Here is a 24,628-nt window from a genome sequence, read left to right on the forward strand (position 1 = left end):
ACTATAAACTTAAAAAGACCGCAAATTGCGGTCTTTTTTTATGCTTATAAGTATTTAATTACTTATTAATTTGAACTTCGTGTGGGTAAGGAATTTCAATCTTAGCTTTGTCAAGAGCCAATTTAGAACCTTCTATAGTTGCAAAGTATACATCCCAGTAATCTTCTGGCTTACAGTAAGGTCTTACCGCCAAATTCACAGAGCTATCTGCTAAGGCTTCTACATTTACTGAAGGAGCAGGATCTTTTAAAACCAAAGGGTTTGCCACAAGCATTTCTAAAAGCACTTCTTTTGCTTTCTTCATATCTTCTCCATATCCTATACCTACAGTGGTATCTACACGCATTTTGCCTTCTGCGGTATAGTTAATGATATTACCATTTGCCATTGCCCCATTAGGTACAATTGCCAATTTATTTTGAGGCGTGATTAATTTAGTGGTAAAAATTTCAATTTCTTTTACATTTCCTAAGACACCCTGTGCCTCTACTAAATCTCCGATTTTATAAGGTTTAAAAATCATTATAAGAACACCACCGGCAAAGTTAGAGAGTGATCCTTGTAATGCTAAACCTACCGCTAAACCAGCCGCCGCAAGAATGGCTGCAAAACTTGTCGTTTCTACACCCAGTTTTGAAATCACCATAATGATTAAAAAGATTTTTAATCCCCATGATAAAAGGTTTAATAAAAAGCTTTGTAATGATTCGTCGTAGTTTCCTTTATTCAATACTTTTCTAACCGCTCCAATAAGCTTCTTTATAACCCATGAACCAATTAAATAAATAGCTATGGCTCCTAAAATTTTTGGCCCATAATCTGTTACAAAATCAATTCCTTTAGCCATCCATAAGTCAGCCGTTCCTGCAGTCTCGTTAATAATTTCTGCATTTTCTTCCATAATTCTAAATAGTGTTTATATAATTATTTGTTAATAGTTACTGGCAAATTACGGATAATCAGAGAAGAATTCTCTATAAAAACAAAAACTTTTGCCCATTACTATTAAAAAAGCCTCTTTATCTATATGTTATAGATAAAGAGGCTTTTATGTAAAAATTTAATTTCTAATTAAAGACGTCTAGCAAACCTTCTAGCTGTTTCCCATCAAAATTAGATTTCTCCATGGCTTTTATTAATTGCATTAAATTCGCTGGGTTCATATTATCGCCTAAAACGCGCACCAGAACAAATCCTTTATCATCGGTATCACCATAAATAATAACCTCATCTATTGCATCATCATCTCCTAAAAACTTAATAGATCCTTTACCGTAACTGGTATTCAGCTTCATTAACTCTTGATATTTATCATTCTTTAAAATAGCTTTTACTTTTGCCTTCTCTGTCACATAAGAAGCTGCATTATCTAGGGTCTTTTTAAAAGCTAATACATTCAACTTTTTAAGAGAAGCATATGCTTTCTTCTGTTCCGGAGTAAGCTCTACCTGATCAATATTTAAAAGGCTCGCTGGTAAATCAAAAGATAGGAAATTTGGATTCTCTGCATTATCTACGTAATACTCTTGAAGACTTTGTGTAGAGGAACAACTAAAAAATAGCAGAACCCATGCTATTACGAGACTAAACTTTACATTTTTCATTTTAACATAATTAGAGAAAACAGCATTTGGCGTACCAAATGCTGTTTTTTATTATTGAATTATTTTGCTTTACCTGCTTTATTTAATTCTTTCGGCAAATTCATTTTATTAGTCAAAGCACCAATTTTATTTAGATCTATATCTCCTGTGATAGACACTAAAACAGTCTCTATATTTCTACCGTTTAGGTCTGTTTTGACATTACCAATACCGGTTACAAACATTAAAAGTTCTTTTACATGATCACTATCTCTACCTTCTCTAATGTAAAACTTTACATTTACATCTTCATCCTTTACACGCATTAACTCTTCCATTTTAGAAGATTTTAAATACTTTTTAACGGTAGACCCCATTTCTAAAGATGCCGTCTTATCTTCCGTCATAAAGACTTTTAAGCTCTTTACTCCTTTAGCGATATCCATAAAATCTTTGGCTTCTTGATCATGCTCATCTATTCCAAGAGAACTGACAAAATTGATCATACTCTTATTAACGATTACAGATGACACACGATCCATATCTTCATATTTGTCGAAGATAGATTGAGAAAATCCAAATAATGGTAAAATTGCGATTACTAAAAATAAACTGATTGTTTTCATGATTGATGATTTTTGATTGATTAATTAATTATTGATTTTTCTTACCTGCATTATTAAGTTCTTTCGGTAAGTTCATTTTACTTGTCAAGGAACCAATTTTATTTAAATCGATATCTCCTGTTAAAGAAAGCAGTACCGTTTCTACCTTTCTACCTCCTGCTTGTATGTTTTTTACGCCGGTAACAAACATAAGTAACTCACTTACATGGTCATCATCTTTACCTGCCTTGATATAAAATTTTACGTTTGCATCTTTATCTTTTACACGCATTAGCTCTTCCATTGAAGAAGACTTTAGATACTTCGTCACATTTACAGCCATATCTGCTCCTACTGCTTTGTCTTCTGTGGTAAAAACTTTAAGACTACTTACGCTCTTGGCGATATCCATAAAATCTTTAGCATCTGGATCATCTACTTCTACATCTATCTTACTTAAAAGATTAAACATGCTTTTGTTCACAATTACAGCAGATACATTATCAGAATCCTCGTATTTATCAAATAAGGACTGTGAAAAACCTATAAAAGGGGTAACGGCTAGGAATAATAGTATAAGGGACTTTTTCATGATTTTTTTTTTAATTATTGTTGTAAATTTTTTGTTTTGTTTGTTCAAACTCTTTTAAATAGGCTATCTTTTCTTTTCCTTTATTAAAGTTTTGTGCCAATAAATTCAAAGCTTTTTTTGTTTCTTGGTAGGCATATGCTGCTTGCTCTTTTTCTATACGTTGTTGCTCCATATAATTAGTACCTAAATACAAACCCACTAATAACATGGCTACTGCTGCTGCCGAAAACCACTTGACTTTTGATTTCTTTTGCTGTAAAGGTATTTGTTTGGTAAATTTTTCTTCTTTAGCATTTGTAAGATGCGTAAACATCGGGGCATATTGTTGATGCTCTGAATGTATAGGCCCATTTACAAAATAGTCTTTCAATGCTTTTTCTTCTACAATAGTCGTTTCTGCATCAAAATATTTTTCTAGTATGTTATTTATATTATCCAATTCCATAACTGTGTTTTTCTACTAATTTTTCTCTTACTGTTTTTCTAGCTCTTGACAAGGCCACGCGTATTGCGGTAGGCTGCATGTCTAACATTTTCGCTATTTCGTCATAATCATACTCTTCTACATCTCGCAATTGTAATACCAGTTTTTGTTGTTCTGGCAACTCTTCCATAATTTTTTCTACCCATGATATACTATCCTTGGCTTCTACTTGCTTTTGTAATGATGTATTATCATCCTTATAATTACTGTGAACTAATTTCAAATTTCCTGCTTGCTTCGACTTTAATCGGTCTAAACAAAAATTCTTAGTCATCGTCATGGCAAAAGCTTCTACATTTTTATATTCTTCAATAGCAGAATTTTTTGTCCATAACTTCAGTAATATTTCTTGAGTTGCATCCTCTGCTTCCTCTGTGGAAACCAACAATCTTTTGGCTAACCGAAAGAGTTTGTCTTTAAAAGGCATCACAACATTTAAAAATTCTACCTGTTTCATTGTGGTTGGGTTGTTGTAAACCAGTATTAAGTGGTTTATACTAGGAAGACGAAGTATAACGAATTTTGTTACAAATAATTTCTTTTATTTTTTAGATGTGTTTATTTTAGTGCCATAATATTAAGATACAAACGGCTTTTATAGGACTGCAAGAGGCATACTGTAGGATATACTTTGGTATAATTAGTGTTATATTTAAAGAAAAAAAATATGAAAAAGTTTCTCCTTTTGTTTTTAGGCCTAGGCCTATTTGCTGTTTCCTGTTCTGATAAAGATGATGAACCTTCAGAAACAGTTACTATAGAATTAAATAGTGAAGTGAATGATTTTGTTTGGAAGGCGATGAACTATTGGTACTATTGGCAACCGGAACAAGCAAATTTAGCTGACGATAGATTTGCCACGATAGATGAATTTTATAGTTTTCTAAATGGATACGGCGCTCCGGAAGATTTATACAATGCTGTAAAAGTACCACAAGATAGATTTAGCTTTATTTCAGATGACTATGATAATTTGATTAGCGCTTTAGGAGGTACTTCAACCACTACAGGGATTGAATTTACATTAACAAGGCTGCCTTCTGATAGTGGAAATGGAGTATTAGGAGTAGTTCGCTATGTTTGGGCAAATTCTGATGCTGCAACTAAAGGTATTAAAAGGGGTGATATTTTTTACGCCGTTAATGGTACCGAATTATTCGCAGATACGGATGCTGATGGATCTATAACTTCAAGTAATTTAGATTTACTAAGTGCTAGTACATTTACTTTAAACTTTGGAACTATAGAAGATGAATTATTTACACCCAATGATGTAAATATAGAAGTGAATCGCTTAGAAATAACAGAAAACCCTATTTTGATTGCTAAAACTCTAGAAGTGAATGCTACAAAAATTGGCTATATAATGTATAACGGTTTTACTAGAGATAATGAAGATATTATTGATGATGCGTTTGCTAAAATAAAAACGGAAGGCGCTACGGAATTAGTTATCGATCTTAGATATAATCCTGGAGGCTCTACAGGAGTAGCTAATAGAATAGCCGCAAGAATTACAGGCCAATTTGCAGGACAACCCTTTATCGAATACATCTATAATTCAAAAAGAAATGGAAATTTCGGATCTACAGATCCTTTTGAATCTGATTATGAAAATACTCCATTAACGAGTTTGGGTCTAACAAAGGTATATGTTATCACTACTGGTGATACCGCTTCTGCTAGTGAATTGCTAATTAATAATTTAAAGCCATACATCACCGTAGTTCAGGTAGGTGAAACAACCGTTGGTAAAAATGAATTTTCTATAACACTCTTAGATAACACGGCACAAACATCAGGCGGATATCCGCCGTATGCGTATTACGCTCAAAGTGTTGGTTTAGATGGCGTAAATCCTAATCACAAATATGCGTTACAACCTATTTGTGGTACGTATGCAAATGCAGATGGCTTTAATGATTTTGCATCTGGTCTACAACCTGATATCGCAATAAATGAAACCTTAGGCAACTTAGGACAATTAGGTGATTTAGAAGAGCCTTTACTAGCCAAAGCAATAGAAGATATTACTGGAGTTACCAGCAAGAGTTTAAAAAGTGTTGTTCCTGAAAGTATGAAAACGGAATTTGTTGGTAGTTCATTAAGGTTAAAAAAATATAATGATATGGTTTTGATCCGAGATTTTAATTAATTTTCATAGAAACCAGAAGTATGTAAACGGTTTGAATCGCGATTCAAACCGTTTTTTATTTAAGTCTAATTCTCTAAACTTTTAGTTATTCTCTCCAACGCCGCCACTTGCGTCTCCACCCACACCTGATGCACTATTAAAAACTCTGAATTCATAAGTATAAGTTCCTAATGGGAAAACAGGTGTTATAAAAGTTTCTTGGCTATTATCGCCAAATCCCAGAGTAGAAGAACTAACAGAATATTCTACACCATCAATTATGAAATATGTAGTAGCTTGCAATCCACTAGCTCTAATTATAAAACTGGAAGGGTTATTAACAACTGTAACAGTACCTTGTGTTTGAATACCTCCAAATTCCTGAACATAAATGGATTGTGCAATCTTCCCATCAGAAAAAATGATATTAGAAGCCTCATCTACGACCACCTCTATGGTATCTGAATCTTGAAGGCCATTACCGTCAAATACCGTTAAAGTTACTTGATAGGTACCTGCAGAAGTGAAAGGCCATGATGTATTGTCGCCGAAAGCTCCTGAAATTGGATTTGCAAAATCTCTAAAATTCCACTGGTAGGTTAGCGTATCACCGTCAGGATCAGACGAGCCAACACCACTAAAGCTTCTCGTTAAGGTTGTAGGATCATAATCTGTTAACAATTCTGCTACTGCTACTGGGGGTCTATTTCCTTGGGTTATTGTTAGCTCTACAGTTCCTGTTGCTTCATTCCACATCCTACCATCACTTATGGTATAGGTAAATTCTGCAGTGCCCACATAGTTAGCTGAAGGTGTAAAACTAATGTCCGACCCTGTAAAAGAAACCGTGCCCGCTTCCGTTGGAATAACACTCCCTATACGTACTATAGTAATTGGATCTGATTCAGGATCACTAGTAGCCTCCAAAACAGAAAAAATAGATGCTTCTGTATTAGCACTAGTTCTAGTAATGTCATTCGCCGTTGGAGGCATATTACCATTAACATCACGAACAACATTTACCATACGAGAAGCCGTGGCAGTATTTCCATCATCATCAGAAACCGTATACACTACTTCATACACACCTTCTACTATAGTATCAACTTGAGTGTCATCAACCACTATCTCAGCACTTATATCCCCATCAATATCATCTAGCGCCGTTGCACCCGCATCTTGATAGGTAACTCCCAGAAATACATCAAAAGGATTATCGCCTAAAATGGTAAGCTCTGGAGCCATAGTATCAATAATATCTTCAACTACCTCAAAGCTTAGTATAACATTACGTTCTTGATTGTTGCTGTCTGTTAAAACAAAATTTATGGGTACTACCCCTAAAGTATTCGGTGTGAAATTTAGCGTATAAGTCCCTGGAGTAATTTGAACATCCTCGTTTAAAACAATATTATTTTCCGTATCATGATCTTTTAATTCTCCCTGACCAGCCTCTAATTGGTAATTTCGTACAAAGCTAATCCCGCTTTCTGTATCGTCTATTTCAAAATTGACAACAATAGCTACTGTTTTACCAAGTTCTACCTGTGTAGCCGTGCTTGCAGCGGTCCATATGACAGATACCTCATCAATAGTATACAGTAAGGTTTCCTCTTTTTCCATCCCAAAATTATCGGATGCTATAATTTTCACTTCATGGTCGCCCACACTTGTTCCTATATAAGATAGGCTTGTGGCGAGTGGACTCAAGGTGGTTTTAGAATTAGGAGCTAGTAAAACTCCGTTCGCATCTACAAAGTATCCTTCTCCATTCTTAACACTATATGAAAATCCATAACTGATCTCTTCCAATACCTCTTCTGGTATAACTTCTATAGTGGTGGCCAGTAGTCCGTTTACATACCCTTGATTGGTGTGAGAGGTGATCAATTCAAATTCTACCTCCGTAAATAGTTTGACCTCCTTAGTACACGAAATGCATAGGCCTACTAAAAGCACTAACATAAAAGCTTTACGGATCAATGGATGCTTTATAGCTTGCATAAGGTCTTGGTATAGGTTGATTCTAGCATACGCTAAAGTCCTTAATATAACGAAAATTTTTCTTCTTAATTGTAAACAGAAAAGGGTCAACAGTATTGTTGACCCTTTTCAATTAAAAATTTGAAAACCCTACAAATTCAAATTAAGTCCTAAACTAAAGTTTCTACCCAACGTAGTATATCCTACCGTTTCAACAAATTCTTCATTAAGTAAGTTTTGAGCATTTACAAAAACTCTCAATTTATTATTTATAAGTTGGTGACTTACATATAAATTCACCAGTGAAAACGAATCCAAACTAACGTCAGAAAAAGTACTAAAATCTGTATCTAAACGGTCTCCTGTATATGCATAACTTACCGAAGCAAAAGTGGCATCAGAAAGTTGATAATTAAATGATGTATTTACTTTATGCTTAGGGATACGTATTGCGTTATCTCCTTTACGTTCTGTAAAGGTATAATTAGCATTCCAAGTTAAATTTTCACATAAGCTCCAATCTAATTCAACCTCGACACCTTGCGCTTTAATAAAGCCATCTATATTTTCATATCCTTCACTTCCGTAAACAATTGTTTCATTTTCATCTCTATTAAAGTATAGCGCACTAAGCCTTAGTTTATCATTTGCATATTCTAAACCTCCTTCAATAGTAGAATTCTCTTCAGGATTTAGCTCTGGGTTAGCTCCAAAAAAACCAAATAATTGACTAAGTGATGGTGTAATGTACGATGTTGCATAAGACGATAAGACTTTAACATAGCCATTATCTAATTTATAACTGTACGATGGGTTTATATTATAGACCACATGAGAACCATATTCAGAATTATTATTAAAACGAGCACCTGCGTTTACATTTAATCCAAAAGGAGAAACATACACGATGTTAGCATAAGGATCTGTAATGGTTATTTTTTTAAGTTCTGAAAACTCTGATTCGTCTTGAATATAGTTTACTCCTAAAATGGTATAAAATTTATTATTAAAATTATATTTGTTGTAGACATCAACAGTATAATTATCTCCTTTAAAAGCTCCTGGGTAAGACCCCATATCTTCTGCATCATAATTTGAATACGCTGCGTTCATATTTATAGAACCATTTTCATTATATGAAAACACAGAGGCTAAACCAACTCTTTCTTGCTTACTCTCATATAAAGGATTTGCAACGGTTCCAAAGCTTTCGTCATATGCTGTTTTTATTTTAGTCTGATTTCCATACACTTGAACTTTAAAGCTTTCTGAAAATTTGTATCCAATTTTTACATCAGTACTATAATCTGAATAGAAATCTTTTTCATCAGCAGAGCTTACAAAAGCAGAAAGTCCGTCTGAATATCTATTTGAAAAACCTACTGAATAATCAAACTTATTTAAAGTTCCGCTAACTTGCGCACTGTTTGAAAACCTAGAGAGGTTATAATTTTGATTGTCCTTTGTTTGTTGCGTTCCTAGACTTGTTTGAAAATTACCAGAGATTGCTTCATTTGATGCTTTCTTAGTCGTTATGTTTATTACTGCAGTAGCTGCATTTGTACCGTAAAGCGTACTTGCTGCTCCTTTAATAATTTCAATAGATTCAATATTTGCCGTTGCTAATAATCTTAAATCATACTCTGAAGATGGTGAAGAAGGATTTGAAACACGAACGCCATCTATCACAATTAAAACTTGCTTACCGCGCCCACCTCTTGCAGAAACTCCAAGAACAGCACCATCTCTACCTCTACTTCCATTAATTTCAATACCACTTTTAGTATTAATAATTTCTGCTACTGTCTTACCTTGGTTTTGAAGTAATTCTTCCGCCGTTATTTTAATTACAGTTTTTCCAGAATTCTCACGTTTTAATTCAAATCGTGAGTCACTAATAACAACTTCATCTAATTTTTGAAGTTTCATAGATTCATTTGGCTCATCTTGAGCAGCTACACTTGTATATGCTAAAGCAATAGCACATAAACTTAAAAATTGTTTGTTCATTTCGTAAAAATCGAATAAACGGGAGAATAGTATGTCTGTACCCATACGTAAACCTTTATCCCGAAAGTTTAACATTATTGTTTTGAATTTGGCAGGTCTCCTGACTTGTGTACTATCAATCACCTTCCCAAGTTTATACTCAGTGGTATTTTGAAGATATGATAGCCACCTATTACGAACCGATATAAATATCAGTGCCGATTCGGCATAACTTACAGTTGCGGGAACAGCTCTAGAATTACACTAGATTCCCTTTTAATCAAATAAACCCTATGCGTTTATCTAAACCAAAATTCGGCGCGAAGATATTGCTTTAAGTAGAAAAAAAATCACTTATCATCGTTATTTTTTTTACTCATCTTGATCATCAACCAGATAAAACCAACCACAAAATGAAGTATAATTATGCCTGCAACAATATATAATGTTAAATTAGAATTACCTCTCATGTTTAAATTTTCATAAATTTAAGCCCTTAAAACCATAAAAAATATGACTTTTGCTACCTTGCAAAAAAAATATATCCCTAAAATAAATGAAATACTTTTTTCTACTTATCACGCTAGTATTCCTCTCCTGCAAGGAGGAAACCAAGAAAACACCTGATTTTGTAGAAAAAATTATTCCAAGTACTGACATATTATATGCCAAAGGGTTTTCTGTAGAAAAACAACCCAGCGGTGTTACCATTATTAAAATTACATCGCCTTGGCCAAATGCAGAAGCTGTTTTCACCTACGCACTAATCCCAAAAGAAAAGGCAGCTTCTATGACTTTAAATCGTGATGAATATGATGCTATTGTCACTGTTCCTATTACCAATGTGGTGGTTACCTCTACCACGCACATTCCCGTTTTAGAAGCCTTGGGTGTAGAGCACACTTTGGTAGGTTTCCCTGACACCAAATATATCTCATCTCAAAAAACAAGAAAATTAATTTCTGAAGGGAAAGTCAAAGAATTAGGGCAGAATGAGACCATTAATACCGAATTACTTTTAGCATTACAGCCAAATTTGGTGGTAGGCTTTAGCATTCATAATGAGAATAAAATGTACGAAACCATTCAGCGTGCAAATATTCCTGTAGTATACAATGGTGATTGGACAGAAGAAACACCCTTAGGAAAAGCGGAATGGATTAAATTTTTCGCACCTTTTTACGGACTCGAAAAGAAAGCAGATGCTATTTTTCAAGACATTACAAACAATTATTTAGCCGCAAAAGAATTAGCGACAAAAGCTACAAATAAACCTACCGTATTAAGTGGTGCTATTTATAATGATGTTTGGTATTTACCCGGAGGAAAAAGTTGGGCTTCAAAATTTATTGAAGATGCCAATGCCTCTTATATTTTTAAAGATACAGACGATGCAGGTAGTTTATCGTTGAGTTGGGAAAGTGTTTTGGATAAAGGAAAAAAAGCAGACTATTGGATCTCTCCTTCTCAATTTACCTCCTATAAAGATATGACTGCAAACAGTCTGCATTATCAACAGTTTGATGCCTTTAAACATAAAAAAGTGTATTCTTTTGCTAATACTACTGGCGAAACGGGAGGACTCCTTTATTATGAGTTGGCCCCTAACAGGCCAGATTTAGTTCTTAAAGATTTAATTCATATATTTCACCCCGAACTAATACCTGAGTATACACCAACTTTTTTCAAACCCATAGATTAAGTGCATTCTACCAAAAAGTACTCCTTTTATTTTTTATGTTTAGTACTACTGCTGTGTGTCTTTTTTTTAATAAATATAAGTTTAGGTTCTGTTCACATTCCTTTAAAAAACACTCTTAATACACTTTTGGGTAGCGCTGACCCTAATGAGTCTTGGCATTATATTATTTGGAACTACAGAGTTCCAAAAGCTATAACGGCTATTCTTGTGGGTGGCGGATTATCTTTGAGCGGTTTGTTAATGCAAACACTTTTTAGAAATCCGTTAGCCGGCCCCTTTGTATTGGGTATAAGTTCTGGTGCAAGCTTAGGTGCTGCAATACTAATTATGGGAGCGGGTTTATTTTCTAGCGTTTTTGGAATTTCACTTTTTAATGATGCCTCCTTAGCCATTGCTTCTAGTTTAGGTAGCTTTCTTGTATTACTCGCTGTTCTGTCTGTTGCCATGAAAGTAAAAGATACTATGTCTCTACTTATCATAGGGCTTATGTTTGGGAGTATAACCGGCGCCTTAGTTAGTGTACTCTCCTATTTCTCAACTTCAGAACAATTACAGCAATACATCTATTGGAGTTTTGGAAGTTTAGGAGATTTATCATGGCCGCAATTAGGATTACTAGCCGGAATAACCAGTATAGGAGTGCTCTTAAGTATCTTTTCTATTAAATCTTTGAATGCCTTTTTATTAGGTGAAAATTACGCTCGGAGTCTCGGAGTAAGTTTAAAAAAATCAAGATTCATTATTATCATCGCTACGGGTTTATTAGCTGGTGGTATTACAGCTTTTGCTGGCCCCATTGCTTTTATTGGCTTAGCAGTACCCCATTTAACGCGACAAATATTTAATACCACAGATCATAAAATATTGGTGCCAGCAGTTCTTGTGTACGGCGCTATTTTAATGTTGCTATGTGATAGTATTGCACAGCTACCTTTATCTGCAAGCGTTTTACCCATCAATGCCATCACCAGCTTAGTAGGTGCACCAGTGGTTGTATGGCTATTGGTTCGAAAACGAAAAATGATTTTTTAATTCCGAAAGATGAAGCTAAAGCTACTCCATAAAATCATTATCGTATTTAGTTTTACCGCTAGCTATAACGTGAGCTTTAGTCAATCTACCAACTTTCAAGGCATAAGTGATGCTGTAGACTCCCTTTTGCAAACAAATCACCCCAGGCCTTTTAACGGACAAATAATCCTAGCCGTCAATGATGCTATCTTTTATAAGAAGTCTATAGGCTTTTCTAAAGATAAAACGGAGTTTACACAAACAGATAAATTCATTATTGGCTCCCTTAGCAAGCAAATTACTGCAGTGCTCATTCTCCGAGCCGTAGAGCAAGAAAAACTAAATTTAAACGACCCAATTTCAAAATACCTTCCTAATCTAAAAACGGAATGGAAGAATACCATTACAATTCATCAACTTTTAAATCATACGCACGGTATTATAGATCTACAAGAAGATTTGGCTTTTGCTCCCGGAACAGATTTTTCTTATTCTAATATCGGATATCAACTTCTAGGTGAGATTTTGGAACAACGTTACAATAGTACTTATGTACAGTTGGCTTCCAATTTATTTACATTATGCGGTATTGCAAACCATCTAGCAAGCTTAACCACTAAACAGCCTAATCTTGTTGAAGGAAAAATAAAAAATAAGAACAATAGCTACACCACAAGTACAACCGACTTTACCACCGCATATATTCCTGCGGGCTATTTAATAGCAAGTATTTGTGATTTATTAAAATGGAATACCGCTTTGCACCAACAGAAATTACTACAAAAAGAAAGCTATCAATTACTGATTACTCCGAGTGCCACTCAAAACCATTCTCTTTTTGGGCCAATAGGGTATGCATATGGCATAAGAGTTTCTGATGAAAACCGGCTTAAAGAAATTGGACATACCGGATACGCTCCTGGATATATTTCTATGAATTTATACTATCCTGAGTATAAAACTAGTATTATTGTTTTAGAAAATTTAGATTGGAATGATGATGCTATTCGTCAAACATTCTATTTTGAAATGAAAATCAGAGAGATATTTAGACAAACGCTGACTAAAGAATAAAAATCATCCTAGAAAACAAAAAACATATCGCCCTAGAAATTGCCAATCTTAGTATTGGTTACCAGCGTAAAAAGCAGGATATAATTATTGCTCAGGACATCTCCTTTGCTTTAAATAAAGGAGAACTAGCTGCTATTGTTGGTGTTAATGGCATAGGCAAATCTACCTTACTGCGTACGCTTGGCGCCGTCCAAAAATCGATTTCAGGAGCTATAGCCATTGAAGATAAAGCACTCCAAAACTACACGCCATTAGAATTAGCGACTAAAATAAGTCTTGTACTAACAGAAGCCATAGCTTCTAAAAACCTTACCGTAGCTGAGTTAATTGCTTTAGGTAGGCAGCCTTATACCAATTGGCTCGGTACGCTCACAGAAGTAGACAAAGCAAAGACTAAAGAAGCTATTCAACTCGTAGAAATTGAAGCATTACAACACAAAAAATGCTATGAACTAAGTGATGGCCAATTACAACGGGTGATGATTGCACGTGCATTAGCACAAGACACTCCTATTATCTTGTTAGATGAACCCACATCACATTTAGATTTGTACCATAAAGTTCAAATTTTAAAATTACTCAAAACCATAGCACACCAAACGCAAAAGACCATTCTGTTTACTACCCATGAAATTGAGGTTGCGCTACAACTAAGCGATAAAATGCTTTTACTCCGTAAGGAAGAAAGTTATTTTGACACGCCAGAGGCTTTAATTCAAGGAAAGTATTTTGAAAAATTATTCCCAGCAAATACCATACAATTTGATCCTATTCTAGGGAGTTTTAAAATAGTGTAACACCTTTTTACCAGTCTTTTTTAACGTTAATTTAAAAGTACACCTGCTTTTTATTCTTTAATTTTAAATTTCAAAACCACACGCATGAAAGTAGCAAACAAATCCATCATTATTACCGGATCCTCTAGAGGTATTGGAAAAGAAATAGCATTACTCTTAGCAGATAATGGCGCCAAGGTTGTCGTGAACTATACCAATAGTAAAGACGAAGCGGAAGAAACTAGTGCCACTATACTTAAAAATGGAGGTACCGCAATTGCTGTACAAGCAGATGTGAGCAAGAAAGAAGACGTAATTCGCTTATTCGAGGAGACCATTGCGGCATTTGGTCAAGTTGATGTGTTGATTAATAATGCTGGGATTATGAAAAATAAGCTTTTTAAAGATTATAATCAAGATGATTTTACGTCACAATTTGATGTAAATGTACGTGGTGTTTTCAATACCATGCAAGAAGCATCTGCAAAGCTAGCAGATAATGGTATTGTCATTAATTTTTCTTCGAGCACTACAAAATTGATGCTTCCAAGTTATGGTATTTACTCTGCTACTAAAGCTGCGGTAGAACAGATGACGCGTGTGTTTTCTAAGGAAGTAGGAAGAGGCATTTCTGTTAATGCTATTGCTCCAGGACCTACCAATACGGAACTATTTTTAGAAGGGAAATCTGAAGAGTTTATAACGAAGCTTAAAGGCATGAATGCTTTTGGCAGGTTAGCAGACCCTATAGATATTGCTAAAATCGTGTTGTTTTTAGCCAGTGATGATTCTAAATGGATCTCTGGCCAAGTAATAGGCGCAAATGGTGCTATGGTGTAAATTTAAGATCTATAAATACTCGCTATTACGGGTTCATAAGTTTAAAACAAAATAGTTTTAAGCTGTATTTATATTCTAGCCAATCTAGTATCTTTACTTTTTTGCTAATTAAAATATAAATGAACGAGTACATCATCTATTTCCTTATTGCTAGTGTAGGTATTGGGATAGGTTTTTTTTTAGGGAATTATATCCAAAAGCTTAAGACCACTTCATCACAAAGTGCTTTGATAGCACGTGAGGAGCAGTTACGTATCAACAATACTTCTTTAGAGCAAAAACTTTCTCAAGCAGAAGAGACTATAGCAGAAATACGCTCCTTAGCAGAATTAGATAAGAACGAACTTCGGAATGAAAAAGAACTTTTAGGAAATCAAATTACAAGATACCAAGCAGATTTAGAGAATCTTCAGCTTAAAAATACAGAGCAAAAAGAAGAAGTAGAAAAACTCCAAGAAAAATTCACCAAAGAATTTGAAAATCTTGCCAATAAAATCCTAGATGAAAAGAGCAGTAAATTCACGGAACAGAATAAAGAGAATATTAAAAACATTTTAAATCCGCTGCAAGAAAAAATACTCTTATTTGAGAAAAAGGTAGATGACAGCCAAAAAGAAAGTGTAGGTATGCATTCTGCATTAAAAGAACAACTGGCAACCTTACAATTACAAAATTTAAAGATTACCCAAGAAGCCGAAAATTTAACTAAAGCATTAAAAGGCGATAGTAAAATGCAAGGAAATTGGGGAGAATTGGTCCTAGAACGTGTTTTAGAAAAGTCTGGATTAGAAAAAGACAGAGAGTATTCTGTACAACAAAGTTTCACTAGAGAAGATGGTTCCCGAGTATTACCAGACGTGATTATTAATCTGCCCGACGGTAAGAAAATGATTGTAGATTCTAAAGTTTCTTTAACAGATTATGAACGTTATGTAAATGCGGAAGACGAATTGAAAGATAAATTCTTAAAAGATCACATCAATTCTCTTCGCCGCCATGTAGACCAACTATCTGCTAAGAAATACGAAGATCTGTATGAAATGGAAAGTCCAGATTTTGTGCTTCTTTTTGTGCCAATTGAACCTGCATTTGCAGTCGCTATTAACAATGACAGCACGCTATACAATAAAGCATTTGAACAAAATATTATTATCGTTACCCCCTCTACCCTATTGGCTACGCTACGTACTATTGATAGTATGTGGAATAATGAAAAGCAACAACGTAATGCCCTGGAGATTGCCAGACAAGCTGGGGCGCTATATGATAAGTTTGAAGGTTTTGTGAGCGACTTAATGAAAGTGGGCAAAAAAATGGACGAAGCTAAGGTAGAATATCGGGGTGCTATGAACAAACTAGTAGATGGCCGCGGTAATATTGTGACCAGTATTCAGAAATTAAAAAAAATGGGCGCTAAAGCAAAGAAATCTATTCCTGATTCTTTACTAAAAAGAGCCAATGATGATTCTGATGATGAAGAAGACACCAAAGAAATACCTAATCTAAATTTGTAACTTACCTTTACAAGAGCAAAAAACAACGAACTAGCCTAAAATTAATACCAATAATGGTAAGCTTTAGGACGCAACTAACAAATAATAAGAATGAAAAAAATAATTGGATTAATAATTGTTGCAATAATAGCAATATTTGGAGCCTACTATGCTTTTGTATATTTTGTGCCCTACAGTGAAGGAATACGCTCTGGAGAACTTATTAAAATAAGCCATAAAGGAGTTGCTATAAAAACATGGGAAGGAGAAATAAGCCAAGGAATCTCTGGCGCTCAAATTTTTCAATTTTCTGTTTTAGATAAAGACAAAGAAGTCATTCAGCAATTAAAAGATTATCAAGGCCAATACGTAAAACTAGATTATGTAGAGCGCTATAGAACGTTCTTTTGGTTAGGAGATTCTAAATATTTCATCACCAAAGTACAAAAGGAAAAATCACCCGGTTACCGCAATTAATTATGAAAGAATACAAGTCATCTAAAGAATCTAGAATATCTATCACAGAATTAATGCTGCCTGCGCACTCTAATTTTGGTGGTAAAGTTCACGGAGGGTATATATTAAACTTAATGGATCAGATTGCTTTTGCATGTGCCTCTAAACACTCTAGAAGCTATTGTGTGACAGCTTCTGTAAATAAAGTAGATTTCCTTAACCCTATTGAAGTAGGTGAACTGGTGACTTTAAAAGCCTCTATAAACTATACCGGAAGAACCTCTATGGTGGTGGGCGTGCGTGTGGAGTCTGAAAACATTAGATCTGGAAAAAAGAAGCACTGTAACTCTTCTTATTTTACAATGGTGGCCAAAGACCTTGATGGCAAAAGTATTCCTGTTCCTGGTTTGGTGGTAGATTCTATTGAAGATGTTCGTAGGTTTGCAAGAAGTATCCAAAGAAAATCTGAAGCCTCTTCTAGAACAAGTCGTTTTGACTCTTCTAACTTTAAAGTGGAAGACTATATCGCACATTTAGACGGTGAGAATGTCAAATTAAATTTAAAGTAAGAACGGTATTTCGTTGCTCATTGAAGCAATTTTAAGTGATGCTCAGCATTTTCCCAGAAAAAGCTATTAAGAACTCATTTGTAGATTGTGCTAAATTCTTGCCTAAAACGTTCTAAAGAAATCCAGGCTACACAGACAGTAAAGAAGGTATGAATGCTTATTGAGACAGACTTTTTGAAAATAAACTATAGGAATTATGCAAATAACTACTAGTGCTATTCACGATATTGACGAAATTTTTAGACTCTATAAAATAGCCTCTGACTATCAAAAAGAAAAAAAGAAAGTGGTTGTGTGGCCAGATTTTAAAAGAGCCTTGGTCGATACCGAAATAGCAGAAAAAAGACAATGGAAATTGATAATTGATGATGAAGTAGCTTGTCTTTGGGCTATTACCTTTAGTGATGCACAAATATGGGAGGAACGAGATAATTCTACATCTATCTACATTCACAGGATTGCTACCAATCCTAAGTTTAGAGGTAATAACTATATGAACACTATTGTAACATGGGCAAAAACCTATGCACAATCTATAGAAAAACGGTTTATACGTTTAGATACTTTAGGGAATAATACCAAACTAATCGAACATTACCAAAAGGCCGGATTCGACTTTTTAGGAATGTTCGATTTGAAAAATACAGATATGCTCTCTGATCATTATCAGGACCAACCTGCTTGTTTATTTGAAATAGATCTAGGACGATAAATTAAAGTCCCTTTGCGGCATCCTCATCTAAAAACCAAATTAGTTTATTAGAACTAGGTTTTACCAATGTCGCAGGATATATGGTGGTATCTGCTTTTGGGCGTATAATTTCTTCTACTTTCTCTGCTTTGCTACTTCCGGTTACTAGAAAAGCGACTGTTTCGGCATTATTGATAATCTTACCGGTAATAGAGACACGCCTTTGTCCAGATTCTGGATGAATAGCTACTACACAATTCTCATCTGCATCCCAAAGCGTTATTTCATGTGGAAAAACAGAAGCGGTATGTCCGTCATCACCCATTCCCAAAATTACCAAATCAAATTTTGGCACTCCATTTTCATTAGGCACGTTTTTTTCTAAAACATCGCTGTAACGTATTGCTTCCTTTTTAGGATCATTCTCTCCAAGGATTCTAAAAATATTCCCTGCAGGAATCTCTATTTTAGACAACAAATGTTGCACAGTCATTTTATAGTTACTCTCATCATCGGTTGGTTGCACACAGCGTTCATCTCCCCAATAAAAGAACACCTTAGACCAATCTATATCCGTTCCAAAATGGGATGCTAAATAATCAAAAACAATTTTAGGCGTGCTCCCTCCAGAAAGTGCTACATGAAAAGCATCTTGCTTTTTTGCTTCATCTTTAAAAAAGGCAGAGAACTTTTCTGCAACCTCTTGCTTTGTGCTATATATTCTTGCTTGCATATTATTCTTATTTTTAACAAATTACACAGAACCCAGAATCATCTACTAGATGTGGACCTGGATTACGCCAAACAAAATTTCCTTCAATCAAATCATTAGAATTTTCTGGTCCCCAAACTCCTGCAGAATACCCGTAAGTTTTTACGTCTTTACTATGTTCCCAGTAGTTTAATATAGGATCTACAAATGCCCATGCAGCCTCTACTTCATCTGCTCTAGCATATAATGTAGCGTCACCTTGCATAGCATCTAACAATAAACGTTCATAAGCTTGCATCACATTTGTGTCTACCAAACTAGAATAATAGAAATCAAGATTGGCGCGTTCTACCTGAAACCCTTGTCCAGGAACTTTAACCCCAAATTTGATTAAAATACCTTCATCTGGTTGTATTCTAATGACTAATTTATTATGCTTATTATTAATATCTTGTTCATTAAATACCTGATGGTGTGGTGTTTTGAAATGAATCACGACCTCAGTTACCTTAGTTGGCATACGTTTAGCGGTACGCACATAAAAAGGAACATCACTCCATCTCCAGTTATCTACAAAGAATTTTACTGCTGCAAAGGTTTCTGTTTTAGAATTAGGATCTACACCTTCTTCTTCTCTATAGCCTTTAACAGGATGCCCATCTATTTCAGAAGCTACATACTGCCCTCTAATGGTGTGATCAAAAAGCGTTTGCTCATCGGTCATAATTCTAAGCGACTTAAGTGCTTTTACTTTTTCATTTCTAATCTCTTCTGCATTAGAATTAATGGGTGGCTCCATCACTATTAAAGAAACTATTTGTAATAAATGACTTTGAAACATATCACGCAAAGCACCAGATTTATCATAATATCCACCACGTTTTTCTACCCCTACCGTCTCTGCATTGGTAATTTCAATATGGTGAATGTAGTTTCTATTCCATAAAGGCTCAAAAATGGAGTTGGCAAAACGTGTCACCAATAGGTTCTGAACGGTTTCTTTCCCTAAATAATGATCAATTCTATAAATTTGTTTTTCCTTAAAATATTTCTGTAAGCCCTTATTTAAATCTTGTGCAGTTTGTAAACTATAACCAAAAGGCTTTTCAACCAAAATACGCTTCCAGCCGTCCGCTTCATTATTAAGTCCTTTATCCGAAAGGTTTTTTGCAATGGCTTCGTATAAACTCGGTGGTGTAGAAAGGTAGAATATATAGTTATTCTCGGTATTGTATTTATTGTTTAGATCCCCAATTCGTTTGCTTAATCGGTCATAATCTGTATCATAATCATCTCCTAAATCCTCGTAAAATAACTTATCAGAAAACGTAGCGATAAAATCATGATCTTCTTTCTTAATGCTAGATTTTAGGTATTCACTTTCGTGTACTACCTTTTTTCTAAACTCACTATCGGTAATTGAACTTCTACTTGCTCCTAAAACAACAAAATTTTCTGGCAGGTGTTTTCCTTTATATAAGTTATATATAGCAGGAATTAATTTCCTCGCCGTTAAATCTCCTGAAGCTCCAAAAATAATAAGCATTTGATTTGCCGTCTTGTTCATAAATCTTTGCTTTTTTTAAACTCTTTATGTTGTATTTTCAATTTTTACAGACACATTGGTTAGTTTCTTGCGTATAACCCGCCTAATTGAATATTTTAAATTAATTTTGATGTAATTCTTTGGCTAAATTAAGACTTATTTACATCAATTAATAGTTTAGTCGAATACTTTACACAATATTGACACCTAATGTTAGGGATTAAAACATATACATACATGGAGCATACAGATTATGATTTTGGATTGGTAGGACTTGGAGTTATGGGGCGTAATTTTATTTTAAATGTAGCCGATAATAACTTTAAAGCTTTTGGTTACGATTTAGACCAGGAGAAAGTAGACGCCTTAAAAACAGAAGGTGGAAATTTAGAAAAAGTAAATGCCGCTACTGATATTGAAACTTTTGTAAAGGCATTAGCTACCCCTCGAAAAATAATGTTGTTAGTACCTGCAGGTAAAATTGTAGATGCGGTCATAGAAAACCTTTTACCTTTCTTAGCTACAGATGATATTATTATTGATGGTGGAAACTCTTTCTTTACGGATACAGACCGAAGAGAAGCTTACTTACAAGAAAAAGGAATTCACTTTTTTGGTTCTGGAGTTTCTGGAGGAGCTAAAGGAGCTCGTAAAGGTCCAAGTATTATGCCTGGCGGAAACAAGGAAGCCTATACACATGTGAAGCCAATTTTTGAAGCTGTTTCTGCAAAATACAATGGCGAACCTTGCGTTGCTTATTTAGGTCCTAAATCTGCCGGTAATTATGTTAAAATGGTACATAATGGTATTGAGTACGGTTTAATGCAACTGACTTCTGAAATATATGATATCCTTAAAAAAGCAGGTGGCTTATCTAATGACGAATTACATACTGTTTTTGATACTTGGAATAAAGGAAGATTACAGTCTTTTTTAGTTGAAATTACAGCCGAAATCTTCAATCAAAAAGATGACAAAGGTGATGGCCGATTGGTAGATAAAATTTTAGATAAAGCAAAACAGAAAGGAACTGGGAAATGGACCTCACAAAATGCGATGGACTTAGGTATTCCTGTTCCCTCGATTGATATTGCTGTGAGTATGCGTGAAATATCTGCTTTAAAAGAAGAACGTGTGGCTGCAGATGCATTATATGACAGACCAGAGATTGCTTCAATTGCCAAAGAAGATTTAATTGCAATGGCAGAAGAAGCCTTATATTTTGCTTTTATAACTACATACGCTCAAGGCTTACATCAATTAGCAGATGCTTCTAAAGAGTACAATTATGAATTAGACCTATCTGTGATTGCAAAAATTTGGAGAGCCGGTTGTATTATTAGAGCAGGTTTGCTTGCTGATATTTCTAATGCATATGTACAAGATAAAAATTTAAACAATTTATTATTAGCACCGTCTTTTGTTCCTAAAGTGCAAGAAACCGTTTCTTCCTCGAGAGAATTAGTTGCTTTTGCTGCTAAAAGCGGAATTCCAATGCCAGGATTATCTAACTCTTTGACGTATTTTGATGCTTATACATCAAGTAAGTTACCCTTAAATTTAATACAAGCACAACGTGATCATTTTGGTTCTCACACCTATGAACGTAATGATATGGAAGGCATTTTTCACACTGAATGGGGCGCATAACCTTATAGATAATAATGTATAAAAAAGCCCAATAGTGAACTATTGGGCTTTTTTTATTTCTGCTTGAGACTATTTCAGCACAATAATATGATAAAATTTAGGTTTAATACGATATAAATTTAACCTACTTAATTATGAAATGGTATTTAGATGCATTAAAAAAATATGCACAATTTGATGGACGCTCAAGAAGGCAAGAATATTGGATGTTTAGACTTTTCTCTGTCTTGTTTATGTTTACAGCGCTAGTAATAGACTTTTTAATAGCTATGCTCGCAGATATTCCTCTTTTCATCTTTACCCCATTATACATTTTAGCAATAATACTACCAAGTATAGCTATCACGGTAAGACGTTTACACGATACCAATAACAGCGGTTGGATGTTTCTTGTGGGGTTTATTCCATTTGTTGGAGGAATATGGTTGCTTGTATTAGAAGTAACGGAAGGAACACATGGACCTAATGATTACGGCGAAGATCCTAAAGAAATTAGAGAACTTATTCAAAGTCATTAATCTCAAAAATAAACCATCCATCACAGGATAATGGATGGTTTATTGTATACTTTTAAAGTACCTATTACTTTTAGCGCATGGCTTTCTTTAAGAACCCTAAATACAAAAACCTACAGTTAACCTTATCGGCAATTGTGGTTATCAGTGTTAGCTTCGTATATGGCGGTAACCCAAGTGTCTTTTTACCTTATGTGTTTGGTTTTGATGTTACAGATATTGATTTAAAAAATATCTTCAGAGCCATTATGGGACTGTATCTTGCTATTGGTTGTTTTTGGATTTACGGAATCCGAAATAAAAACTATTGGGAATCTGCTACGCTCGTTAATATTTTATTTATGGGTGGCTTAGCGCTAGGAAGACTTGTAAGTACTATTCTGGATGGTATTTCACCTCAATTTATGGTAGGATTTATTCTAGAATTTATTTTTATGCTCTGGGGTATTTACAACCTAAGGCAACATAGAAGAATTATCTAAAATTTACGACACTAGCCCTTCCTAATTCATATACAATATTAACGTGCTGGCTTTGCTTGTTCCCAACCTTCTAGCAATTGCACCGAAAGTTCTTTAACTACCGTTGTAAATTTCTCCTCCTTAGCAAGATTTATTGTCTCATAAGCATCGTTCTCTGAATCATATAGTTCTGATGTTTTATATTCTCCTCTACTCCCTTTTTTATCATCCCATTCATACCATTCAATATAATGGTATTTCCCTGTATTGATAGAATAGCCCATATAACGCTTACCATCTGCGGACACTTTTGGTCGCCTATGAAACTGACTAAAAGCAGCTTTTTTCCAAGGTAAATCTGGCTTATCCAGTAGCGGTACAAAACTTGTACCTTGCATATACTCTGGAACAGGAATACCAGAAAGCTCACAAAGGGAAGGAAAAATATCTATCAATTCTGTGATAGCATAACTCTTTATTCCTTTTACCTGCTGATTAGGATATCTAATTATCATAGGTACTTTCAAATCAATATTGTAATTGGTCATTTTACCCCAGCTATTATGCTCTCCCAATTTCCAACCATGATCACCAAATACAATGATAATTGTATTTTCATAGATGCCAATAGTTTTCATATGAGCAATTAGGTCTCCTAGTAATGCATCTACATAGCTAACACTGGCATAATAACCATGTTTTAAGCTTAGAATGGTATCTTTAGAAATACGATTAGGAGACGTAGGATGGCCAATGTGACCAAAACCATCATAATGCCGCAACTCATACATAGAGTTCATGGTATGCAGTGGTGCTCCCTTAGGTATTTCAGGATTTATTGCCGTAGGAATTTTGTCTCGGTCATATAAATCCCAATATTTTTTAGGTGCAGTAAATGGTAAATGCGGTCTAAAATATCCTAATCCGAAAAAGAATGGTGCTTTTGATTTAGAAAGCCTTGTGAGCGTTTGTTTTGCCAATTTAGTTTGCGCACCATCATAATACATAGTGTCATGTACATCGGCAGCTTCCCAAGCAGGTCCTGTATTCCAACCATCTGCATACCGTTCTGGACGTAATTTTAATAAAGAGTCTCTCTTAATTACCTGTGATTTATTCACCGCTTCGCTAATGTAAAAAGTCTCACCATCTCTTTTCAGCCATTCTTTTTTAAGATACCTAGAAGGTCTTAAATCTGGCTCATCCCATGATATAGAATCAGGCATGTAATTATGATAGATTTTACCCATATTCACGGTATGATAGCCATGCTTTGCAAAGTATTGCGGCATAGTAACCGCTTCTGGATTTATATCTCTAAACTTATCACCTAAATGCCACACACGTGTAGCATCGGGCCGTAATCCTGTCATTAGACTCGCTCTGGAGGGCGCACAAACAGCAACCTGAGCGTAAGTGTCCATAAAAGTCATTCCTTGTGAAGCTAAGGCGTCCAAATTGGGTGTTATAGCTGCTGTATCCCCATAAGCACCTAGGGTTGGTCTAAGATCATCTATTGAAATAAAAAGAATATTTGGTTTTTCATTTTTAGATTCTTGCTGTTGACTATTTGCAAGCGATACAACTCCTAACAGCATTAACCATAATTGCAAATATATCTTCTTTGTCATACTCTAATTTTAGATAGTTGTCTCGAATAAAAATAAATCAATTTTCATACAAAAAGAAACTCCCAGTAGTATAGTTACCTCAGGAGGTTTCTTTTAATGATATTCTTAAAATAGGATATTCATTATTACAT

At 34.7% G+C, this 24,628-nt stretch carries 24 protein-coding genes and 1 riboswitch; of the genes, 13 read left to right on the forward strand and 11 right to left on the reverse strand.

Going from position 1 to position 24,628, the window contains the following annotated elements:
* Positions 1 to 58 precede the first annotated feature (58 nt).
* The 6 genes from M666_RS18030 to M666_RS18055 form a co-directional block, all read right to left on the reverse strand.
* Complete coding sequence (locus M666_RS18030; protein WP_029445756.1) at positions 59 to 901, reverse strand: mechanosensitive ion channel family protein; 843 nt, start codon at positions 899 to 901, stop codon at positions 59 to 61.
* Between the two features lie 166 nt (positions 902 to 1,067).
* Positions 1,068 to 1,604, reverse strand: coding sequence for a GFO_1091 family lipoprotein (locus M666_RS18035; protein WP_029445755.1), 537 nt, complete (start codon positions 1,602 to 1,604; stop codon positions 1,068 to 1,070).
* 59 nt (positions 1,605 to 1,663) lie between these two features.
* Positions 1,664 to 2,209: a GFO_1090 family protein gene (locus M666_RS18040; protein ID WP_029445754.1), complete on the reverse strand. Its 546-nt coding sequence runs from the start codon at positions 2,207 to 2,209 to the stop codon at positions 1,664 to 1,666.
* A 28-nt stretch (positions 2,210 to 2,237) separates the two neighbouring features.
* A complete protein-coding gene (locus M666_RS18045; RefSeq protein ID WP_029445753.1) occupies positions 2,238 to 2,780 on the reverse strand; it encodes a GFO_1090 family protein in 543 nt (180 codons plus the stop codon).
* A 10-nt stretch (positions 2,781 to 2,790) separates the two neighbouring features.
* A complete protein-coding gene (locus tag M666_RS18050; RefSeq protein ID WP_029445752.1) occupies positions 2,791 to 3,225 on the reverse strand; it encodes a PG0215 family putative anti-sigma factor in 435 nt (144 codons plus the stop codon).
* Entirely contained in the window at positions 3,212 to 3,721 is a 510-nt protein-coding gene (locus M666_RS18055; protein ID WP_029445751.1) for a GFO_1088 family ECF-type sigma factor, read from the reverse strand. Before M666_RS18055 ends, M666_RS18050 begins: the two co-directional genes overlap by 14 nt.
* Positions 3,722 to 3,931: 210 nt before the next feature.
* On the opposite strand from M666_RS18055, the gene M666_RS18060 reads away from it, so the two are divergent.
* Positions 3,932 to 5,419, forward strand: coding sequence for a GFO_1087 family putative carboxy terminal peptidase (locus M666_RS18060; protein ID WP_029445750.1), 1,488 nt, complete (start codon positions 3,932 to 3,934; stop codon positions 5,417 to 5,419).
* An 81-nt stretch (positions 5,420 to 5,500) separates the two neighbouring features.
* Here the strand turns inward: M666_RS18060 and M666_RS18065 are convergent, their stop codons facing one another.
* Both M666_RS18065 and M666_RS18070 read right to left on the reverse strand, forming a co-directional pair.
* Positions 5,501 to 7,402: a DUF5011 domain-containing protein gene (locus M666_RS18065; protein ID WP_029445749.1), complete on the reverse strand. Its 1,902-nt coding sequence runs from the start codon at positions 7,400 to 7,402 to the stop codon at positions 5,501 to 5,503.
* A 129-nt stretch (positions 7,403 to 7,531) separates the two neighbouring features.
* The gene (locus M666_RS18070; protein ID WP_029445748.1) at positions 7,532 to 9,391 is read right to left on the reverse strand and encodes a TonB-dependent receptor plug domain-containing protein; all 1,860 of its coding nucleotides are present in this window, start codon (positions 9,389 to 9,391) and stop codon (positions 7,532 to 7,534) included.
* A 73-nt stretch (positions 9,392 to 9,464) separates the two neighbouring features.
* A riboswitch (cobalamin riboswitch) is annotated at positions 9,465 to 9,698 on the reverse strand.
* A gap of 228 nt (positions 9,699 to 9,926) precedes the next feature.
* On the opposite strand from M666_RS18070, the gene M666_RS18075 reads away from it, so the two are divergent.
* The 9 genes from M666_RS18075 (at position 9,927) to M666_RS18115 (ending at position 18,003) form a co-directional block, all read left to right on the forward strand.
* Positions 9,927 to 11,072, forward strand: coding sequence for an ABC transporter substrate-binding protein (locus M666_RS18075; RefSeq protein ID WP_029445747.1), 1,146 nt, complete (start codon positions 9,927 to 9,929; stop codon positions 11,070 to 11,072).
* A complete protein-coding gene (locus M666_RS18080) occupies positions 11,073 to 12,104 on the forward strand; it encodes a FecCD family ABC transporter permease (protein WP_029445746.1) in 1,032 nt (343 codons plus the stop codon).
* Positions 12,105 to 12,113: 9 nt separating this feature from the next.
* Positions 12,114 to 13,157, forward strand: coding sequence for a serine hydrolase domain-containing protein (locus M666_RS18085; RefSeq protein WP_029445745.1), 1,044 nt, complete (start codon positions 12,114 to 12,116; stop codon positions 13,155 to 13,157).
* A gap of 98 nt (positions 13,158 to 13,255) precedes the next feature.
* Positions 13,256 to 13,954, forward strand: coding sequence for an ABC transporter ATP-binding protein (locus tag M666_RS18090; protein WP_316932442.1), 699 nt, complete (start codon positions 13,256 to 13,258; stop codon positions 13,952 to 13,954).
* 84 nt (positions 13,955 to 14,038) lie between these two features.
* Positions 14,039 to 14,773 (forward strand): SDR family oxidoreductase, encoded by a 735-nt coding sequence (locus tag M666_RS18095; RefSeq protein WP_029445743.1) that lies wholly within the window; start codon positions 14,039 to 14,041, stop codon positions 14,771 to 14,773.
* A 119-nt stretch (positions 14,774 to 14,892) separates the two neighbouring features.
* The gene (gene rmuC / locus M666_RS18100) at positions 14,893 to 16,287 is read left to right on the forward strand and encodes a DNA recombination protein RmuC (RefSeq protein ID WP_029445742.1); all 1,395 of its coding nucleotides are present in this window, start codon (positions 14,893 to 14,895) and stop codon (positions 16,285 to 16,287) included.
* 90 nt (positions 16,288 to 16,377) lie between these two features.
* A complete protein-coding gene (locus tag M666_RS18105; protein ID WP_024479840.1) occupies positions 16,378 to 16,743 on the forward strand; it encodes a hypothetical protein in 366 nt (121 codons plus the stop codon).
* A gap of 2 nt (positions 16,744 to 16,745) precedes the next feature.
* Positions 16,746 to 17,291, forward strand: coding sequence for an acyl-CoA thioesterase (locus M666_RS18110; protein ID WP_029445741.1), 546 nt, complete (start codon positions 16,746 to 16,748; stop codon positions 17,289 to 17,291).
* Between the two features lie 196 nt (positions 17,292 to 17,487).
* The gene (locus M666_RS18115; protein WP_029445740.1) at positions 17,488 to 18,003 is read left to right on the forward strand and encodes a GNAT family N-acetyltransferase; all 516 of its coding nucleotides are present in this window, start codon (positions 17,488 to 17,490) and stop codon (positions 18,001 to 18,003) included.
* Between the two features lies 1 nt (position 18,004).
* Here M666_RS18115 and pgl read toward each other — a convergent pair whose 3' ends face one another.
* Entirely contained in the window at positions 18,005 to 18,715 is a 711-nt protein-coding gene (pgl, locus tag M666_RS18120) for a 6-phosphogluconolactonase (RefSeq protein WP_029445739.1), read from the reverse strand.
* A gap of 13 nt (positions 18,716 to 18,728) precedes the next feature.
* Positions 18,729 to 20,261 (reverse strand): glucose-6-phosphate dehydrogenase, encoded by a 1,533-nt coding sequence (gene zwf, locus M666_RS18125; protein WP_025614427.1) that lies wholly within the window; start codon positions 20,259 to 20,261, stop codon positions 18,729 to 18,731.
* 216 nt (positions 20,262 to 20,477) lie between these two features.
* Here zwf and gndA point away from each other — a divergent pair, with 216 nt between their 5' ends.
* The 3 genes from gndA to M666_RS18140 all read left to right on the forward strand — a co-directional run bounded on the left by gndA (position 20,478) and on the right by M666_RS18140 (position 22,887).
* Positions 20,478 to 21,890, forward strand: coding sequence for an NADP-dependent phosphogluconate dehydrogenase (gene gndA / locus M666_RS18130; RefSeq protein ID WP_029445738.1), 1,413 nt, complete (start codon positions 20,478 to 20,480; stop codon positions 21,888 to 21,890).
* A 134-nt stretch (positions 21,891 to 22,024) separates the two neighbouring features.
* Positions 22,025 to 22,408, forward strand: coding sequence for a DUF805 domain-containing protein (locus M666_RS18135; protein ID WP_029445737.1), 384 nt, complete (start codon positions 22,025 to 22,027; stop codon positions 22,406 to 22,408).
* 77 nt (positions 22,409 to 22,485) lie between these two features.
* Positions 22,486 to 22,887 carry a DUF4345 domain-containing protein gene (locus M666_RS18140; protein ID WP_024479833.1) on the forward strand — a complete coding sequence of 134 codons (402 nt, stop codon included), beginning with the start codon at positions 22,486 to 22,488 and terminating at the stop codon, positions 22,885 to 22,887.
* Positions 22,888 to 22,925: 38 nt separating this feature from the next.
* Here M666_RS18140 and M666_RS18145 read toward each other — a convergent pair whose 3' ends face one another.
* Positions 22,926 to 24,497, reverse strand: a complete 1,572-nt coding sequence (locus M666_RS18145) for a sulfatase (protein ID WP_039326016.1) — start codon at positions 24,495 to 24,497, stop codon at positions 22,926 to 22,928.
* Positions 24,498 to 24,628: the final 131 nt, after the last annotated feature.

This window comes from Cellulophaga baltica 18 (assembly GCF_000468615.2).
GTDB lineage: Bacteria > Bacteroidota > Bacteroidia > Flavobacteriales > Flavobacteriaceae > Cellulophaga > Cellulophaga baltica.

What these genes read in the sequence shown, in the direction of transcription:
- M666_RS18030 (WP_029445756.1), bottom strand. Translation starts at nt 901, where the DNA reads ATGGAAGAAAATGCAGAAATTATTAACGAGACTGCAGGAACGGCTGAC.
- M666_RS18035 (WP_029445755.1), bottom strand. Translation starts at nt 1,604, where the DNA reads ATGAAAAATGTAAAGTTTAGTCTCGTAATAGCATGGGTTCTGCTATTT.
- M666_RS18040 (WP_029445754.1), bottom strand. Translation starts at nt 2,209, where the DNA reads ATGAAAACAATCAGTTTATTTTTAGTAATCGCAATTTTACCATTATTT.
- M666_RS18045 (WP_029445753.1), bottom strand. Translation starts at nt 2,780, where the DNA reads ATGAAAAAGTCCCTTATACTATTATTCCTAGCCGTTACCCCTTTTATA.
- M666_RS18050 (WP_029445752.1), bottom strand. Translation starts at nt 3,225, where the DNA reads ATGGAATTGGATAATATAAATAACATACTAGAAAAATATTTTGATGCA.
- M666_RS18055 (WP_029445751.1), bottom strand. Translation starts at nt 3,721, where the DNA reads ATGAAACAGGTAGAATTTTTAAATGTTGTGATGCCTTTTAAAGACAAA.
- M666_RS18060 (WP_029445750.1), top strand. Translation starts at nt 3,932, where the DNA reads ATGAAAAAGTTTCTCCTTTTGTTTTTAGGCCTAGGCCTATTTGCTGTT.
- M666_RS18065 (WP_029445749.1), bottom strand. Translation starts at nt 7,402, where the DNA reads ATGCAAGCTATAAAGCATCCATTGATCCGTAAAGCTTTTATGTTAGTG.
- M666_RS18070 (WP_029445748.1), bottom strand. Translation starts at nt 9,391, where the DNA reads ATGAACAAACAATTTTTAAGTTTATGTGCTATTGCTTTAGCATATACA.
- M666_RS18075 (WP_029445747.1), top strand. Translation starts at nt 9,927, where the DNA reads ATGAAATACTTTTTTCTACTTATCACGCTAGTATTCCTCTCCTGCAAG.
- M666_RS18085 (WP_029445745.1), top strand. Translation starts at nt 12,114, where the DNA reads ATGAAGCTAAAGCTACTCCATAAAATCATTATCGTATTTAGTTTTACC.
- M666_RS18095 (WP_029445743.1), top strand. Translation starts at nt 14,039, where the DNA reads ATGAAAGTAGCAAACAAATCCATCATTATTACCGGATCCTCTAGAGGT.
- rmuC (WP_029445742.1), top strand. Translation starts at nt 14,893, where the DNA reads ATGAACGAGTACATCATCTATTTCCTTATTGCTAGTGTAGGTATTGGG.
- M666_RS18105 (WP_024479840.1), top strand. Translation starts at nt 16,378, where the DNA reads ATGAAAAAAATAATTGGATTAATAATTGTTGCAATAATAGCAATATTT.
- M666_RS18110 (WP_029445741.1), top strand. Translation starts at nt 16,746, where the DNA reads ATGAAAGAATACAAGTCATCTAAAGAATCTAGAATATCTATCACAGAA.
- M666_RS18115 (WP_029445740.1), top strand. Translation starts at nt 17,488, where the DNA reads ATGCAAATAACTACTAGTGCTATTCACGATATTGACGAAATTTTTAGA.
- pgl (WP_029445739.1), bottom strand. Translation starts at nt 18,715, where the DNA reads ATGCAAGCAAGAATATATAGCACAAAGCAAGAGGTTGCAGAAAAGTTC.
- zwf (WP_025614427.1), bottom strand. Translation starts at nt 20,261, where the DNA reads ATGAACAAGACGGCAAATCAAATGCTTATTATTTTTGGAGCTTCAGGA.
- gndA (WP_029445738.1), top strand. Translation starts at nt 20,478, where the DNA reads ATGGAGCATACAGATTATGATTTTGGATTGGTAGGACTTGGAGTTATG.
- M666_RS18135 (WP_029445737.1), top strand. Translation starts at nt 22,025, where the DNA reads ATGAAATGGTATTTAGATGCATTAAAAAAATATGCACAATTTGATGGA.
- M666_RS18140 (WP_024479833.1), top strand. Translation starts at nt 22,486, where the DNA reads ATGGCTTTCTTTAAGAACCCTAAATACAAAAACCTACAGTTAACCTTA.
- M666_RS18145 (WP_039326016.1), bottom strand. Translation starts at nt 24,497, where the DNA reads ATGACAAAGAAGATATATTTGCAATTATGGTTAATGCTGTTAGGAGTT.